The sequence below is a fragment of the Longitalea luteola genome (assembly GCF_017356035.1).
In the GTDB taxonomy this organism is placed as follows: domain Bacteria; phylum Bacteroidota; class Bacteroidia; order Chitinophagales; family Chitinophagaceae; genus Niastella; species Niastella luteola.
Map to the genome: position 1 here is coordinate 128,044 of NZ_JAFIQX010000012.1, position 18,916 is coordinate 146,959.

Genomic DNA, 18,916 nt, shown 5'->3' on the forward strand with positions numbered 1-18,916 from the left:
TTAAAATGTCAAATTAACGCCAACAATATAATTCCGGGTCGATGGGCTGTTATAGCCGACAGTAAGGATGCGCCTGAGCAGATTCGGATTGGAGCTGATAGCTCCTGTTGAAGAAACATTCTCGTTACCGAACGAGTTGGTTTCAGGATCGAGCCCTGATTCTTTGTGAAACGGCGAGAACATGACAAATGGGTTTTGCGCGGTAAAGTACATGCGCATTTTAAGACCCGAATTTTTCATCAGGCGCTGGTTGAAGTCATAGCCCAATGTGATGGTGCGTATTTTCAAGAAAGAGCCATCAAAGTAACTGAGCGTGCTGCCATACTTGGGGTTATCACTGCTGACAATACCGCCGGGTTTAGGATACTTTGCACCTGTATTCTCCGGTGTCCAGTAATCTACATCGATATTGTTGCGGCGGCCGCTCAACAAATTAAGATAACCGCTTGAACCATGTATGGTGCTGAAAAGTATGCCCCCCTTTCTGAAAAAACCTACAACACCCAAATCGAACCCTTTATATGAAACACGGGTATTGAAGCCGCCCTGAAAATCAGGGTCCACATCCAGCACCTGTCTGTCAGCCGGTCCAATGGCCCGCTCGGGTGTACCGTCTGATTTATACCCGCCAGTATATTTCACTTTGATCATCCCCACATTTCCACCCGGCTCCAGCGTGGTTAAATAGGGATCGTCTTTTTGCCACAAGCCCTCTCTCTCGTAATCGTATATAGCATTGATATTGTGGCCTACAAACCACCAGTTGCCTTCATCACGGCTTTGTCCGGAAGCAAGGGATACCAGTTTGTTGTTATTTACAAAGAAATTAACGCCCGCGTCCCAGGTAAAGCCATTCACATTGTCGAGGATCGTACCATTCAAACCAAGTTCGAAACCTTTGTTTTCCGTTGCTCCAATATTGGCTGTATAGCTGGTAACCCCCGAAGTTGGCGGCAGGTCGAGGCCGAGCAAAATGTCTTCGGTCTTTGTAATATAATATTCGATCGTACCTGACAAACGATTTTTGAGTATGCTGAAGTCAACTCCAACATTCCAGGTCTTGGAGAACTCCCATCCTAAATTGGCGTTGGGCAATTGAGATACATACAGGCCGGTGGCGTAATTGGTGGGACCAAAATTGTAGGGTCTTGTGTCCAGTCGTCCCAGGGTTGCATAGGGGTTGATCGCCTGGTTAGAGGTTTGGCCAAAACCTGCCCGCAATTTCAAATTATCGAATACGGGAAGGCCCTGCATGAACGATTCATTCGTCAGGTTCCAACCCACAGAGATCGCCGGATAGGTATGCCATTGATGTCCCGGCGCCAACCTTGAGGATGCATCCGAACGCACCGTAGCCGAGATCATATAACGGCTGTCGTAAGAATACATCACACGTCCCATTACCGACTGAAGTCCCCATAACTGGTACTCCTGGTTAGCAGGGTCTATAGTTATCTGTCCTGCGGCCTGACCGATGTTATAGAATTGAAAGTCATCGGCCTGGATGTCACGGGCCGCCATATTCGATCTGTTGTATTTATTCTGTTCTACAGAATACAGGGCCACCGCATTAAAGGTATGTTTGCCAATTGTGCGGTCGAATGTAAGCAGGTTTTCCAGTGTGTAGTGAACGGTATTCCTGTTATCAACAGAAGCAGAGGAAGCCGTATTCGGGTTTAGCGCATCGCCTACTCCTGCGCCGGTATAGGCGCCATTATGTGTTTGGATATAATCGAGCCCCAGGTTCACTCTGTATTTCAACCCATTCAGGAAAGGCGCTTTCACTTCGCCATAAATAGCATTGTAGGTAGCGAAGCCGCGGGTTTCATTCAACCACTGGTCATTGTCCCTTAAGTTCTTTACAACGTCTTTCGTATAAACGAACTGGTTATCGGCTATCATGCGTATGCCCCTTCTCAAACTTCCGTCGGGGTTGTACGGGGAAGAAATAGGCGTCATGCTTAAAGTATTATAAAGGCCTACCTGGCTTCCTTCAGTTTGATTGTAGTTGGTATTGGTAGTAACGCCGAAACGGAAGAGTTTGCCCACCTGTTGGTCTATTGAACCGCGCAGTGAGTACCGTTTATATTGCTGGGTAGGCACCACACCCTGGTTCAGGTAGTAACCGCCGCCGAAATTGTAACTGCCCGTTTCAGTACCTCCTGAAAGACTGATATTGTGGTCGGTTACGATGCCTGTTTGATAGAACAGGTCCTGCCAGTCGGTATTGATGCTGTCTGCCTCATCTTGTCCGTTCGTATATTGACCGGCCGCTTTACGCAGTGCAACAAACTTGGGCCCGTCCATCATGGGATATTTGGCAAACACTTTTTGTGCGCCAACATAGCCGCTGTAATTGATGCGGGGCTTTCTGTTCCTGCCGCCTTTATCGGTAGTAACCAATATAACGCCATTGGCGCCGCGCGAACCGTAAATGGCCGTAGCGGAAGCATCTTTCAATACATCGACGCTTTTAATATCGTTAGGGTTGATATCGGCCAAAGACCCAATGAAGGGAATACCATCCAGTACGATCAACGGGTTGTTGTCGGCACTGAGTGAGCGGGTACCCCGGATCCTGATCTGCATGGTGGCTCCCGGGCGGGTGGAAGTCTGCGCAATATCCACCCCGGGTAAACGCCCTTGCAGCGCCTGTGAGATATTGGGTGATGGCACTTCGCGCATTTTTTCCCCACCCATGGAAGCAACCGAACCGGTCACCGCTTCTTTACGTTGAGTACCATAACCTACCACTACCACTTCCCCGAGATCGGTTGATGAAGGCGAAAGCTGAATATCAATTGTGGTTTCATCACCTACCGTAACTTCTTTCGTAGCATAAGTGACGCTTGAAACAACCAGAATGGAACCTTTGGCTGCGGGAATTGAATAACTGCCGTCAACCCCGCTGTTAGCGCCTACAGCGCTTCCTTTAACACTTATTGAAGCGCCGGCAACAGGCTCTCCCGACGTGTTTGTGATCTTTCCTCTGACAGTATTTTGAGCATACGCTGCTGCTCCGGTGAAACAGCTTAGGAAAACAAGCAGCGTCATCGCAAGCACTTTTTCCCATAACAACCTTTGCAGGCTGATCTTTTTTGGGTGTTCAATTTTATTCATATTCATCGTTTTGATTATAAACAGTTTGTTTTTTATTGATAAGGCCAGGCGCAGTAACCAGGGCATGCCCGGCCGGTATGTTGTGAACAATTGTTTTAATTGCGATAGTTATAAAGGATGGATCCGGGTATACGGTACGGCGCGGGCTAATGGATAAATTATCCGGGAACCACGCAGGCGGAGAAAATGTAATAGATAAAGTGTCTGAAGTATAAGCAGTTAGGATGTTGCATACGGCAATTTTTAAAAAAAATTCAATCGTTTGGCCCCACGAATCTGAGCGTCTTGCAAAACGAATTTAGGAAAAAAAGCAAAAAAATGAAACCGATTACATTTTTTTAATCAAAAAAGCCGGTAATTCTGCCTGCAAAGGCAGCTGCAGGTACCCGTTCGCTATGTATTTATCAATACGAATCTGGTTTTGTTGCTTTTTATAGGCTGTAGCAACCGATTACAAAAAGTTCTCGTTGTGGACTGTAAATCGCCATTTCAGTGGAAGGACACCTTCATTTTACAAAGTGGCGGAGCTTGAGCTGGTTCCTGGTGCTCATTATTTCATCTGTCGTCAGGCTGGTTCGGGCAGGGTAAATAAGCAGCAAATCTCTTTTGAAGGGGTCGGGTCGGCAGGTTTTGGCATTGAATTAATACCTGAACCATCGGCTGCTTCATGATGTTCACACGCTGGCTGATAAAAAGAAAGCATCCGCATGCCGGGCGCTTTTTTTGATCGCTGGGCTGGCTATCTGTCGAGAATAATCACTTTATCGTTCAATGTGGCGTCAATCCGCATTTCGCATGACAGCCCGAATTTTGGTGATCCGTTGCTGTCCATAATAAATACACCGCAGGTTCCGCAACACCCGCCGCCGTAACATACACCAAAACACCTCACTGGAAAATGATCGGAAATAAGGCACATAAGGGAGTCGTATTCATCCTCATAGGTGTGAAACTGATACAGTCTTTTGTTATAATGCAGGGAGATTACGATCATTTGATGCACTAAGTACTCAAAATTAAATAATAACTATTGACCCGATTTGATTTTGCAGCAACAGCCTGGAAAAGAAGCGGCTTTTCCGCCTACTTGACCCGTTGATCAAATTTAGTATCTTTGGTATCAGGTAATACAGCGTAACAGCGAATGCTGCCTGCTTATTAACTATTATTTGACAGAATTGACTAAAGTTTTCATTAATTTTATTTCAATGCGAGGTATATCTGAAAATATGGTTTTTGTTCATCGTGTTGAGCACCTGGTGCTTGATATGACAAATTCGTTTACAGATTCCTTCACCGAATTCTATCCTTTCTGTACAAGATTGTTTTACATTTCCAATTTTAAGGACTTTAGCTCCTCCCTCTCAGGCCAGACATCCGCAGGCCTGATCTAGCAGACTTCTGCCGACAATCACAATCAATTAACGGGGCCGATCTGTCTCTATCCGGGTTGGTCGTTTTTGAAATGCTATCCTTCGTCAACTGGCTTTTATGCATTGCCATGCCGCTTTGCTGAGAGCCGCGTGCACCCTGGTAGTTTTTATTCATTTATGGCAACTGGCTTATCGGGTATACCATAAGCTTATGCTTTTGCACTTATTCTTATCAACATGAGCAATTGGAAAACAGCGTTTGCGAAAAGCAAATACCTGGAACTCAGTGAGCATGGATCAAGATTGAATTTATCGTTTACCAGCCATCTGATAACTGGCAATGCTATCATTGGGCTCGACGGCATAAAGAACTGTTTATTTGTGCTGGATACGAGCCACGGGGTAACACGTTCTTATGTAATTGATCTGAATAAAGTTCATGCCGTATCTGTTATAAAAACGTACCGCAATATAGAACATGATGAGCTGAAGAATAGAAGTATAACAGAGTTCCTGGAAAGAATAGCCCTGCAGTTTCACTTCAGTGATACGAACGATACCATTGTTTTACCCTTTTATGATTGTAATGCAGATCAGGAAAAAGATCGTCAGCAGTTGGAGTTGAATGCGGAAAACTGGCAAAAGATGCTTTCCAAGATGTCAGGGTCACGATCGGATAAACATGTTGGAAGATGAGGCAAAGCATTCGTGATCCATTTATGCCTAACCGCTGATATAAAAATCAAAGGAGTTATTATCATGAAAAATACAAAACCGTTGTCAATAAGCGCAACTGTGTTGCTGGTTATTGTACTGATAAATGTTATTGTAGCACAGGAAGCTTATACGGGAAATGAAGACCTTTATTATGTTCTGTTGATCACATTGCCATTGATGGTGCTCGTCATTTATAATGTGCGGCAAAGGAAGCATGCGATCCTGCGAAATTTTCCGCTGATCGGTTACCTGCGCTATTTTTTTGAATGGATGCGGCCGGAAATGCGTCAATATTTTTTTGAATCCGACCTCGATGGCAAGCCGTTTAACCGGCGGCAACGATCAATTGTTTATCAAAGAGCAAAGAATGTAAAACAAACCGTTGCTTTCGGGATGCAAACAAATCCTGATGCGCCGGGATTTGAATGGGTGGCGCATTCCGTTTATCCGGCCAGTTTGAAGGAAGATGAATTACGCGTGTGGATAGGTAATCATTTGTGTAAACAGCCTTACCATGCAAGCATATATAATATCGGTGCAATGAGTTACGGCGCATTGAGCAAAACGGCCATTACTGCGCTGAACCAGGGGGCGAAGATCGGTGGATTTGCGCATAATACCGGTGAAGGTGGTATCAGTGATCATCACCTGCAGGGTGGTGACCTGATATGGCAAATAGGAACCGGTTATTTCGGTTGCCGGGATGAGCATGGCCGGTTCCATCCATTTGCCTTTCGCAAAAATGCATTACGACCCGAGGTAAAAATGATTGAGCTGAAGCTGTCGCAGGGAGCAAAACCTGGTCATGGAGGCATTTTGCCGGCAACAAAGAATACGGACGAAGTCGCCAGAATAAGACAGGTACAACCGGGAACCACTATTTATTCTCCCGGAAAACACAGCGAGTTTGATTCTGCTGAAGGGCTGGTACGTTTCCTCCAGCTTTTACGGGAATTGTCAGAAGGTAAACCGGTTGGATTTAAGATCTGCATTGGCGATAAGCAGGAATTCATTGACATCTGCAATGCAATGCGGTCAACCGGCTGCATTCCTGATTTCATAACGGTAGATGGCGCAGAAGGTGGTACAGGGGCTGCACCGCTGGAGTTTACGGATCATTTGGGAATGCCTTTATATGAAGCACTGGCTTTTGTAAAGCAGACCCTGGATGAAAAAAAGTTATCACAACACATCAAATTAATTGCTGCGGGCAAGATCATAACCGGTTTCGACGTGCTTAAAGTGCTTTCATTAGGTGCGTCGGCCTGTTACAGTGCACGCGGAATGATGTTCGCCTTGGGTTGTATACAGGCGCTGGTATGCGATAGCGGCAAATGTCCGGTGGGCGTGGCTACCCAGGATCCAACACGGTACAAAGGACTGGATCCACAGGATAAAAGTGTGCGGGTGTTCAACTTTCATGCGAACACTATAAAAGCCACCAGGGAATTGATGGAAGCTTGTGGTTTTACTGAGATCCGGAAGATACAGCCTTCAAAACTGTTCCGGAAAATAGATCAGCAAACCCTGTTGAGTTTTGAAGAGATATATTTTGCCAACAACCTGAAAAAAAACAAACAAAAACAATATTTACTTACATAAAAAATAGATGATCATGCTAACAATAAAAAATGAACTGGTGCTTAGGACGGACGATTACAAGCTTTTGATCTCTTTCCTGAATGGAGGAAACGCAAAGACGGCCTTCGATCAACGTAATGCTGCTGCTTTACATGCTGAGCTTAAGAAAGCGAAACTGGTAGACAAGGACGATTTCCCCGATGATGTTGTCAGGATCAATTCTACGATCCGGGTAAAAGCTGAAGAGTCGGACGATATTCTGCAGTTTATGCTGGTAACACCAGATAAAGCTAATATCAAAGAAGGCAGGGTTTCGATCATGGCGCCCATTGGTACTGCGCTCATAGGTTTTAAAAAAGGGCAGCAGGTGAAATGGCGGGTGCCCGGGGGTGAAAAAACGTTTACCATCCTGGATGTTATAAATCAATAAAGCTATTAGGTGGTTACTAAGGGTAGTACTGTGCTGATCAACCGTCCTGGTTTAACCCGGACGGTTTTTTTTATTTTAGAAAGTCAAAAACAAACCTGCCCGCGTCATTAATGATCATGATCAGGATACAACCGCACGGCATTGATCAAAGACAAGTTTTTCGGGCGGTTCAATGAATGTTTTTTGGTGACATGAAAAAAATAATTAATTTATAAAAAATTTTAAACTGAACTCCAGCCAGCATGCTTTATCCTACGAATGTTAGGTTCAACTGATCAGTCAGTCCAGTAAACGTTACCAACTTTCTCAGTTACACTGCTAATACAATATCCAGATATCTTAATGAATTACCGGATAATGTTCCTGCTGTGTTAATCCCATCCAGAATTAATGATCGACTGTAAGTATTAACGGATAATACAATGACTTTCTATGCCCGAAAGCCAGAAGAAAAAATGTCAATGTATACTAACAGCTACCAATGTACGTATTTTGTAGCGTTGAGCATGAGCATTCTATAGAACTTCCCTGACAGCAAATAAAATAACTTATGTATAAAACTGTTAACCCTGAGAGCGGGTGCGAAGCCCAAATGCCGATATCCGGCAACGATGCAGCGGCTGCTCATGACACCAGTCCGCGCTTCAACAATGCCTCCACGATTGAAGTGATAACCGGTCCTGCCGTTATTCATCTGTTAATGAAACCGGAATTTCAAAAAAAGCTCGATCTCCTTTTTGTCTCTTGTCCGTGGGCAACCGTATTTCAAAGCAGTGTTTACATTACAGCGTGGTATCAGGTGTATCGCCACAAACATCTTCCGTTGATGGTACTGGCTGTTGAAAACGGACAACTTACCGGTATGCTGCCCATGGTCATGTTAGATACGCAATCCAGTAAAGACACCGGCAAACAGAACAGGATCACAGGTGCAGGGCATTATGATGCGGAATACCAGTCGTGGCTCGCGGCGCCTGCTTATAGCGAAGTTTTCATAAAGGCAGCACTGGAAGAACTTCTGAAACAGTTTCCGGGTCATCCCATCACATTCAGGTACCTGCCTCCGGCAACACCCCTGCATTGGTTAAAGACAGAAAGGAGGTGGCGACGGCTGGGTGTTTTACAGTCTCATACGCGCCCGCTGATCGATCTGAGCCAGCCAGACCATGCCAAATTATTAAAGAGCAAACAATTCCGGAACAAACTGAACCGGTTGAAAAGATTGGGCGAGCTGCAGTTGGAAAGCATTACCGACCTGGAGTCTTTTAAAAGCAGCCTCGACGAATTGGCGGTGCTGTATGATTTCCGGTTCAGCGCATTATATAACAAGCACCACTTTAAGAACGATCCGGCAAAGAAGGAGTTACTTTTGCAGCTGTTCCGTTTACAGTTGCTGCATGTAACCATATTAAAAGTTAATGGAAAGACATTTGCAGCCGTAGCGGCGATAGCAGGGGAGAATTGGGTGTATCTGTCGGGCTTCAGTTGTCATTCACCATTTAAAGCCAGGTCATATTCTCCCGGCATTATGCATTTTTTATTTTTGGCAAAAAGGCCAAAAGAAGAGAACATACAATATTTTGATCTCACGCCAGGTTATGATTCCTTTAAAGAAACGCTGGCCAATGAACACGATAAAGTGCATGAGCTGCTGATCAGCAGCGCTCCCGTATACCGGCTGAAAAAGAGAATAAGGAAATGGATGCATCTGCGTCTGCTCAGCGCCGGCATACGACCGATGACTGCTGAAGTGACCGTGAAAAAATTTTGGTATCGCCTTAAAAATATAAGCTTATGGGTTGTGATACAAAAACTGGCGGGAAGTGTACTCAGGAGGTCGCCCAAGCAATGTTATGTAATACCACCGAACCCGGTTCTGTCAGGTGTGAAAATAGCAGTGAATAAAGATGATCTCAACGATCTGCTGCAATTCAGGGCTGAAAAAGGAACCGGTATCACAAGATGGGATTTTCTGGCCGATGCGATGTGCCGGTTGGAGACCGGGCAGCATTGTTATACCTGGATGGAAAACGATCGCTTATTGAGCTGTGCCTGGTTTACTTTCCCCGAGGAAACGGAAACAGATGTGCTAAACGGTAATGTTATTGAACTGAGGCGACTTTATTGTCACGGTGCAGGTAAGAATCATTTGCATTTATTCTTGTATAGTGTTATCGATGCTGCGATCAATGTAGGGAACGGGAAGTATTTTATTTCAAATGACCCGTTGTTTTGCCAGGCACTGGAGGCGATCGGATTCAACCAGGTAAATTAATAAGCGCCCGGTTCGGGACTGGATGATTTTTACAGGATCAACTATAGGGCAACAAAAAATAAAAAGTGGATCCATCGCCAGGGTGTGATGTTACGCCTATTGAGCCATAATGTTGTTTGATGATTTCCGCAGAGATATATAAGCCCAAACCAAACCCTTTAGCCTCGGGGCCATGTTCTCCCCGGTAATACCGGTCAAAGATAAATTGCTGTTCTTCGGGCGGAACACCAATGCCCTGATCCTTCACACTGAGCATCGCCTTGTCCTGCTTGTCTTCCGTTGAAATAACAATATCAGTTTGCTGAGGCGAATACTTCACCGCGTTGGAAACCAAATTGTTTAGTACCTGACCGATCCGTTCACGATCTGCGTGAATGAGGCCGATGGGCCCCGCCTTCCAAATGAGATGATGATCAGGGGCAATTGATCTGAGTGCCTCCAGTTGTTCTTCAACCATGGCATTCAGATCAAAAGTTTGCAAATATAATTTCATTCGTCCTTCTGAAAAGTTACTTGAGTCAAGCAGGTTCTGGATGAGCTTGACTAGCCGGTCAACCTGGCTATTGAGTTTGCCAAGTAATAAAACGTTTTGCCCTTCGTTCACTTCTTCGAAATTTTCACGAAGCAGTTCGCTATATGTTTTGATGGCTGTCAGAGGCGTTTTCAGTTCATGGCTGGCCAGGCTTATAAAATCATCCTTTTGCTTTTCGAGTAATTTGCGGGGCGTTATATCGTAAATAACACCGATCATTTTTGAAGCCTGGCTGCCTGTATGCGATAATACACGGCCATATACATTTACCCATTTCACCTGTCTGTTATCTGGTCTGATGATCCGGCATTCCGTATTAAAAATATGCAGGCCATTCAACGCAGCATCTAACTGCTCCTGCACGGCGTGTTTGTCTACGGGATAAATATAATTCAGCAGGACATCCGGCTCCTGTTGTGCATGATGGTCGGGTAATCCTATCAGCAGGGCAGCCTGATCGCTTAATTTAACAAGGTTGGTTTCCCCATCCCATTCCCATTCGCCCATTTCCGCAGATTTCATGGCAAGGCTTTTACGCTGCTCGGACAGTAGTAAGGCTTCTTCCGTCAACTTACGGTCAGTAATATTGCGTCCTACTTTCACATATCCTTTTATGTCGCCCTGATGTATAGGCGTCATTACGCCGCTCATGAAAAAGCGGCTGCCATCCTTATGCAGGTGCCAGCGTTCATCGATAGAGCGGCCGGTTGTTTTTACCATGTTGATCTCAAGTTCGGGAATAAGACCCTGCTGGTCCTCTTTAGTGTAAATGATCCGCGTGTGACTGCCAATGACTTCATTCTTCATATAACCGAACATGATCTCGGCGCCGCTGTTCCAGTCTATGATAACACCTTGCTCGTCCATGGTAATAATGGCAAAGTCCACCGCTGCTTCCACCATCGCCCTTAACCTGCTTTCCGAAGCTGCCAATGCTTCCTCGGTCCTACGAAATTCCGTTACATCCCTGGCAACAGTAGAAACGCCTATAACTGAACCCTTATCATTTTTAACGGGTGATAATGTTATTTCCAGATGAATATAGTGACCGCCTTTATGTATCCTGTAAGTGTCGTACAACACTATCGGCTTTCCCTGTCTGATCGCCTCGATCTTTTGAAGAAGGTCGCTAAAATCGTTGGGAAAGGTGACCATAAGTAGTGATCGCCCGATGATCTCTTTTGCCGGATAACCGTATAATCGTTCTGCTGCCTTGTTCCAACTGGTTACTATGCCGTGTAAATTCACAGTCACAACAGAATCTTCCATCGTATCTATTACAGACGCCAGAAAGAACTTTGCTTCATCATCCTTTATCAGCTGGTTGCCAGAGCACGAGTCATCGTTGTGTTTGCCACTATTATTTTCCATATAAAGACGTTGAATGTGGAAAGTTGTTTGAGAAACATATTCCAATCGCAAGTATTAAAGGTAGTCTTTTAGGAAGACATAGCCGGCATGGTCCGCACAATTGTTAGCCATACTGGCATCATAACCTTCCCTGTTCAATAAAAAGATCCCCGGTACAACAAAATACCGGGGATTTAGATACCCACCGTATGGATGCCCCTGATGAGCGGTCAGGTGGTTATGATCATGTGGTCGCCTATTCGGTGCGCAAACTTTTTACGGGATTGGCCAGCGCCGCCTTGATAGCCTGAAAACTTACGGTGATCATGGTAATGATCAAAGCGCCAATAGCAGCCACTGCAAATACCCACCACGACAAATTGGTTCTGAAATCGTATTTCTGCAGCCAGGTGCTCATATAATACAATGCTAACGGGATAGCGATGAGGCAGGACAATATCACCAGCAGGATAAAATCTTTCGTTAGCAATTGCCATATGTTCAATATGGAAGCGCCCAGCACATTGCGGATCCCGATCTCTTTTACACGTTGTTCAGCCATAAATGAAGTTAATCCGAACAAACCCAAACAGGAAATGAAGATTGCCAGCATGGCAAAGGAAGTGGCCAAAGTGCCAATGCGTTTTTCATTGCCGAACTTCTTCGCAAATTCTTCATCGGTAAAATCGGCTTTGAAAGGAGAGGAAGGATCATGTTTTTTCAGCACAGCTTCTATTGCACTCAAAGCGTCTTTAGCGCTCCGGTTGGGATTTATTCTCATGATGAATAAATTCTGCTGCTCAGGCGAAATGTGGAATAGCGCAGCACGTACCGGCTTGTAAGGCGATTCTACCAGCATATCTTCTACCACCCCAATGACCGTAAACGGTTTGTCTTCCCAGCGGATCACTTTACCCACAGGATCTTTCAGCCCGATAAAGGCAACCGCAGACTCATTTAGTATAAAGGCCGAGGTGTCAGTAGCGAATGCTCTCGAAAAATCCCGCCCCTGTTTTATTTTCCAGCCTACTGTTTTTCCATACTCATGGGTTACTGCATTGTTCGGGAAATCTACGCCCAGGTTCGGGTCCTTGCCTGGCCAGTCGAAACCGCCATTGGTATTCCACACGCCGGTGGTAGGACTGCCCGATTCCGTCATTTCAACAATTACGCCGGCATTTTTCAGATCATTTCGTATTGCTTCAAAATGTTTATGCAATTCTTCTGAGACGCGGTGTGTGATCAGTCCGTCACGGTTATAACCAATCGGCCGGTTCATGCCAAGATTGATCTGTTTGTATACTACAATAGTGCCTATGATAAGGATAATCGAAATGGTGAACTGTGCCACTACCAGCACTTTTCTTGGCAGGGATGCATATCGCCCTGCCCGGAAAGTTCCTTTAAGCACTTTTACGGGTTGAAAGGAGCTAAGGAACAATGCAGGATATAAACCTGCCAGTAAACCGGTAAGCACACTAAGCCCCAGACCTGCAAACCAGAACAGCGGATCATTCCAGGGAATGACCATTTTCTTTTCTGCCACCGAATTGAAAAACGGCATAAGGAGGGCGGCCAGTAAAATGGAAATCATAAATGCTATCAGAGCGGTGAGCACGGACTCACTGAAAAATTGCGCGATCAGTTGGGTCCTTGCCGAACCAACGGTCTTGCGTATCCCCACTTCCTTGGCCCTTTTTTCAGACCGGGCGGTGCTCAGGTTCATGAAATTTATGCACGCTAGCAGCAGCACGAAGATGCCGATGATCCCAAACAGCCACACTGTTTCAATACGCCCGCCGACATTAACGCCCTCCTTGAAATCGCCATACAAATGCCATTTGCTCATGGGATGCAGAAAAACCACCGGTTTATACCGCTTGCCATGTTCATCCAGATTGTTGAGCTTTACATTCCTGATCTTTGCCGAAACTTTTTCGATGTTCACATGGTCGGCTACCTGCGCATACGTTTGGGTGAAATTGCTGCCCCAGGGATTCTCCATTTTTTCGATCCAGGGATTCATACTCAGGTACAATTGCCAGGGCAGAATGAATTCCATATCGCGGAAACTCGTATTGTCGGGCAGGTTCTCATAAACGCCGGTCACTTTTACATTTGTTTTATTTTCCAGCCGCAGCAGCCTGCCAATGGGGTCTGCGTCACCAAATATAGCATTGGCAACAGATTGGGAAAGCATAATAGAATTCATATCCTTCAAACCATTCTTTGATCCCTTCAGTATTTTCAAACTCAGCATATCGGTGGCCTCTGGTTCCATATACCTGCCCTGTTTTCCAAAGATCTTGTCGCCACAGGCAAGGCCCATAAGCGTATTCCAGCTCGACTGTACCACATATTTAAAATCATTGCCGTACAATCGCCGGATCTCCGGGCCCATGACAGCTGGGTTGGCCACCTGCGTTTGCCATTTGCCATTGAAGAGCTGGTGCTGCATAACCTGCGTTATGCGATCATAGTTTTTATGATAGGTGTCATAACTTACTTCATCTTTGATCCAAAGGGCGATGAGAATAGTTACTGTTAAACCCACTGCCAGGCCACTGATGTTTATAAAAGAGGAGGTTTTGCTCTTGAAAAGATTACGCCAGGCGATCTTGAAATAGTTCTTAAGCATACCAATATAATTGTGCAGAAATTAAAATGAATAATAAAAGCACTAATCAGGTGCCATTTTGCAACCGTATAAAAACAAATACATTACAGATCGGCATTTCCACGAACTGTACGGTTTCGATACACTGGTGAACGCTATCAATACAAACGGCAGGCGGACTGGGCTGCCATTTCCTAACGGCAGCTGCCACGAAGTTGCCGTTTTAATAAAACACCTATGCAACATTTTATGATAAAAAGCTACATTAAAAAAGGCTTATTTCACAACATTGTGTAACTTAATTACGCGCCGGTTCGTCACAGCTTATTCATCCTTCACTTTAAACTTTGGGAATATGCAAGTAAGATCATCGATCAGGACCATCTCCCTGTTGGCTGCTGTTACCTTATTATGTATTCAATCGCTGGCCCACAATGGGAGCGTAGCTCATGCTTATCCGCTTGGAAAGATCACCATTGACGGCAATCTGGGCGACTGGCCCAAGGATGCCACCCGGTATCTGATCGCCATGAACCCATCGGATACAAAACCAAAGAGTGAAGCTGATTTTTCAGGTTTTTTTCAGGTGGGCTACCGCCTCGACAACCAGTCGCTATACGTGGCGTTTACCATAACCGATGATGATTTTATTGAAGATACTTCCAGGAACGTACGATGGAATACGCAGGATGGACTGGAAGTGAGTGTTGACGCCCGTCACCTGTTGTCCGGCTCAGGTGTTGCTTCCTTTTTGTACACCAAACACCTGAAATATATCAATAAGGCTTTTTTCGATCCTTTTGCCAATGCAGCTTCCTGGGATATCACAGAAATAGCGGTTACCCGGCAGGGAAATACCCGCCTGTATGAATGGCGGATCCAGCTGGGAAAAGAAATGGTGGTTGGCAAATCACTTGGTTTTGACTTTCATGTATTCGATAAAGATAGCGATGGAAGTTTCAGCTGGTCAGGCTGGGGCAAAGGCGGTGCAAAATATATGGACCCCAACAGCCTCGGCGATATTATATTAATGCCGGCAACAGCCAGGCTGTCAACCGTGTCGGGCAACATGCATTGGGATAAACAGGCGGCTGTAAAGTTACCAGGCGAGGTGCGGTTGCATGCAGCAGCAAATCCAAACCTGTGGGTAGAAGCAGCATTGGATAGCTTGGGAAATTATTCAGTAGCAGTGCCTCCGGGAAAATATGGCATCAGTTTACCGGATCCTTATTTTCACAATGATGACAAGTTATATGTGGCTACGCAAAAAGCGCCTCTTACCATTGTTGCAAAAGCCGGACAGAAAACCATTGCTCCTCCGCTTATTGTTCCGGTAACAGCGGCGCCTGATCTGATCCCAGACAAAGGCATCTTGCATGATCTTACAACCGCCGGTACGAAGCAGATCGATCATTTTATAGAAACCTACCGCAGTTATTACAAAATTCCCGGAGTGTCACTGGCATTGATAAAAGATGGTAAACTTGTTTATCATAAGACCTATGGCGTTAGCAACGCTGTGACAGGTGAAAAAGTAAATGACAATACCTTATTTGAAGCGGCTTCCATTACCAAACCTGTATTTGCCTATGCCGTGGAACGGCTGGCCGAACGCGGCGTCATTAACCTGGACAAGCCATTGTATGAATACCTTCCCTATAACGATATTGAATATGACGAACGCTATAAACTGATCACGGCCCGGCATGTATTGACGCACCGAACTGGTTTTCCCAACTGGCGTTCTATGAATGCAGATAACAAACTGGATCTTAAGTTTACACCCGGCACCTCCTTTGGCTATTCAGGCGAAGGATTCGAATATCTGAAAATGGTCGTGGAAAAAATAACCGGTAAAAATGTAGAGCAGGTATTACAGGAAGAAGTGATAGAACCGATGGGACTATACCATACATTTTTTTCAAAGAACGATTCCTTGCAACGGATGGTGGCCTATGGGCACTATGACGGGCGGCCAAGTAAGAACGACCTTCCTGAAAAACCGGGAATGGCCTATTCCATGCATACCGAAGCCAGGATCTTCACACGGTTCATGTTGCATTTACTGGAACAAAAGGGACTTAAAGCGGAAACCTATGATACCATCCTGTCGAAACATTCGGAATATAATTTTGATGACTGGGACAAAAAGCCGACAGTGCCCACCTATATGGGAATGAGCCTCGAGATACGGGAAACCCCCTGGGGAAAAACGTTTGGCCATGGCGGCAATAACGGCGATTTTAAATGCCGGTTCGAAGTATACAAAGACCAGAAAATGGGTTATGCCATCTTTACCAACTCCAGTACATCGGACCCATTGTTGCAAAACCTGAATAAATTTTTGGTGGAGGGAAAGGATAAGGAATAGAATAAAACAGGAAAACCCTGCTGTCCGTTTGATTTCCAATATTGTTGGCTGCTCTTCATGGGCGGCCTTCGCCGGTAATAAACAGCATTCCCGGGCGACGCAACAAGCACCCGCCTGGGCTAATGTGAAATTTTTTTTCAATCCACTTAGTATTTCTCATGAACCAGATCGTATTATATAAGAGCCCGGTCGCGGCTTTCGCCAGACACCGTAAAGCTTTTAATTACTGCTCATATGGAAAATTCATTTTTATGGAAACAATGCAGGCTGGCATACAGGACAATGCAGCTTCAGTTAAAAGAAGGCGCCCCTGCCGCCGATGAAGTGAAATGGATTGAGCGCGCCTTTGGTATTGCAATGCATACCTGGTTCAATATAGAAAAACTGGTAACCAATTACCATTTTGCCGATCAGGAGGAAGAGAACCATTTTTACCGCACCTTACAACCCCAGTTCCTGGGACTGATCGATTATCTTACGATCCTTTACAAGTCGGTTTTGTTTGAGCCCGATGAAAGAATGAAACGATGTGAGTACTGGCAGGATGAATACCAGCATTGCAGAAAGATTATTGCCAGGTGTAAAGCAGAGCGCCGCTATTATGAGCGGGCCGTTATGCAGGAACACACAGGGCAACCCAGCCATGAGCAACCGGTGATCTTTGGAAGCAACATAAATTATAATAACATTCAAACTATTTCTTACAGCAACCTGGCAGGCAGAATGATTGCATTGAAGAAATATATGCAGTACCTGAAGGAAAAAAGAATGTAAGTGATTTTGTCTTAAACGAAGCTGTCATTAACGATTTAATAACTATACGTTTATTGACTTTGTGCATATTGTTTTTAATATCATAACAGCGTACGTTAGAAGGCGTTACCTGTAAAACGGTGATCCATATCCCCTCATGTGTTTGGGCATTTTTTTCACAGGCAGTTGATGAAACCGGAAATTGTTATTACTTTGTCGAACAAATATCATTAACCCCCTAACTCCCTATGAAACAATTTTACGCTCAATTGTCGAACTCTTCTTTCAATCCATTCCTCCGCAGGAGACAATACATTAACATAATTATTAATTAGCCGGCAGTTTAATAAGCCGGGCCACGGTTTTCAACCTGACCCGTCATTCGCACTAACTAATCATAATACCTAAACCTTGTCGCATGAGATGGCATAAACTGCGCTGGCTGTTTGCATTATTATGCCTGTTTACAGGAACAAAGATCGCCTCCTGCAAACGGGAACAGGTGATTGCTGCACATGCTGATTTCAGTTATGAGATTGTGGACAATAATTTTACCGTTCCGGTAAAGATCAGATTGACCAATAATTCATCTGGCGGAAATCAATACAAATGGACGTTTGAGGGGGGCACCCCTGCCACATCCGATAAACGCGATCCCGGCGAAGTGGTTTTTAATCAGGCAGGTTCCTTTAATATAACACTGGAAACATGGAATGCTGACAGCCGGGACGAAAAGTCCGACAGGATAGCACTCGACAGCTCGGTAAGGATCGATTTCATTCCGGAGATCCTGGTTAACGAGTATGCACCCGCGCAGGTAAGAATAAATAACAGAACAGTGGGCGCATCTGCCTGGTTATGGACCTTTGCCGGCGGATCGCCTGCAACAGTTTTGACGCAGCATCCGGGAACCATTTCCTTTGCAGAACCAGGTGACCATGTAATAACGCTCACTGTGAACAATGGTAGAAAGGAGTTTACCCTTTCAAAGACCATTACCCTTAAACAGCCGCTGGCACCGGCTTTTTCCATAGAGCCTTCATTCGACGATGAAGACTACCAGGCGCCGCTCACAGCCACCCTGAACAATACGACGATCAGTGGCCTCACCTGGAAATGGGAAACAACCGGAGGAACGATCCCTAATCCTGCCGACAGTTCGCCGCACATTCACTTTGCTGCACCGGGCACTTATACCGTAACACTTACAGCGGATAATAAGAAAGAAACAAGATCTGTATCCCATACCATCACCGTATTGCCGAATTCCAACCTGCGTACTTTTAGTGATGTGAAATTAGGCGTCAACACAGCGCATGGCAGTATCGGAAGCTTTTTCTCTACCAGTCTCCGGAAAAAATTCAAAGCAGGAGACGATCTTTCAGTCGCCGGAAGGGACATAGACATTGTGTTCTTTGGCTTGAATAAAAATTTCCTGTACAACCGGTTTGCAAGTCCTGATTCCGCTGATAAATACGTGTTTGACCCCATTCCCGGTGCAACGAATGTGACCATCATCAATTCATTGGAGAACTCACCGTATGCAGCCCAGATGACGCCGGCTGTTTTTGATGGCATGACCACCGATGCGGTATTACGGTCTATTCCGGTAGATTACAGTGATGCCGCCTGGAAGCAGTTTGATAATGGGGTAGTGCCAAGGATCGTACTGTTTAAAAAGAGTAATGGCATTAAAGGTGCCATAAAGATCAAACAATTTGTTCAGGATGAAATGCAATCATATATAATCGTGGATATAAAAGTGCAGAAAGAGCCCTAACAATAAATGGCCCGGGG

General features: G+C 45.2%; 10 protein-coding genes. 7 read left to right on the top strand and 3 right to left on the bottom strand.

The window, feature by feature from the left end:
* Positions 1-3,120 (bottom strand): SusC/RagA family TonB-linked outer membrane protein, encoded by a 3,120-nt coding sequence (locus JUB15_RS23795; RefSeq protein ID WP_207515156.1) that lies wholly within the window; start codon positions 3,118-3,120, stop codon positions 1-3.
* A gap of 1,610 nt (positions 3,121-4,730) precedes the next feature.
* Here JUB15_RS23795 and JUB15_RS23800 point away from each other — a divergent pair.
* The 4 genes from JUB15_RS23800 to JUB15_RS23815 all read left to right on the top strand — a co-directional run bounded on the left by JUB15_RS23800 (position 4,731) and on the right by JUB15_RS23815 (position 9,496).
* The gene (locus tag JUB15_RS23800) at positions 4,731-5,189 is read left to right on the top strand and encodes a hypothetical protein (RefSeq protein ID WP_207515157.1); all 459 of its coding nucleotides are present in this window, start codon (positions 4,731-4,733) and stop codon (positions 5,187-5,189) included.
* Between the two features lie 63 nt (positions 5,190-5,252).
* Positions 5,253-6,812: an FMN-binding glutamate synthase family protein gene (locus JUB15_RS23805; RefSeq protein WP_207515158.1), complete on the top strand. Its 1,560-nt coding sequence runs from the start codon at positions 5,253-5,255 to the stop codon at positions 6,810-6,812.
* A gap of 13 nt (positions 6,813-6,825) precedes the next feature.
* Positions 6,826-7,221 carry a GreA/GreB family elongation factor gene (locus JUB15_RS23810; protein WP_207515159.1) on the top strand — a complete coding sequence of 132 codons (396 nt, stop codon included), beginning with the start codon at positions 6,826-6,828 and terminating at the stop codon, positions 7,219-7,221.
* 550 nt (positions 7,222-7,771) lie between these two features.
* Entirely contained in the window at positions 7,772-9,496 is a 1,725-nt protein-coding gene (locus JUB15_RS23815) for a GNAT family N-acetyltransferase (protein ID WP_207515160.1), read from the top strand.
* A gap of 37 nt (positions 9,497-9,533) precedes the next feature.
* On the opposite strand, the gene JUB15_RS23820 is transcribed toward JUB15_RS23815, so the two are convergent.
* Complete coding sequence (locus tag JUB15_RS23820) at positions 9,534-11,399, bottom strand: PAS domain-containing sensor histidine kinase (protein ID WP_207515161.1); 1,866 nt, start codon at positions 11,397-11,399, stop codon at positions 9,534-9,536.
* Positions 11,400-11,634: 235 nt separating this feature from the next.
* The gene (locus JUB15_RS23825; RefSeq protein ID WP_207515162.1) at positions 11,635-14,016 is read right to left on the bottom strand and encodes an ABC transporter permease; all 2,382 of its coding nucleotides are present in this window, start codon (positions 14,014-14,016) and stop codon (positions 11,635-11,637) included.
* A gap of 334 nt (positions 14,017-14,350) precedes the next feature.
* Here JUB15_RS23825 and JUB15_RS23830 point away from each other — a divergent pair, with 334 nt between their 5' ends.
* The 3 genes from JUB15_RS23830 to JUB15_RS23840 all read left to right on the top strand — a co-directional run bounded on the left by JUB15_RS23830 (position 14,351) and on the right by JUB15_RS23840 (position 18,899).
* Positions 14,351-16,366: a serine hydrolase gene (locus tag JUB15_RS23830; RefSeq protein ID WP_207515163.1), complete on the top strand. Its 2,016-nt coding sequence runs from the start codon at positions 14,351-14,353 to the stop codon at positions 16,364-16,366.
* 234 nt (positions 16,367-16,600) lie between these two features.
* Positions 16,601-17,140, top strand: a complete 540-nt coding sequence (locus JUB15_RS23835; RefSeq protein ID WP_207515164.1) for a hypothetical protein — start codon at positions 16,601-16,603, stop codon at positions 17,138-17,140.
* Between the two features lie 397 nt (positions 17,141-17,537).
* The gene (locus tag JUB15_RS23840) at positions 17,538-18,899 is read left to right on the top strand and encodes a PKD domain-containing protein (RefSeq protein WP_207515165.1); all 1,362 of its coding nucleotides are present in this window, start codon (positions 17,538-17,540) and stop codon (positions 18,897-18,899) included.
* The last annotated feature ends 17 nt before the right edge of the window (positions 18,900-18,916 follow it).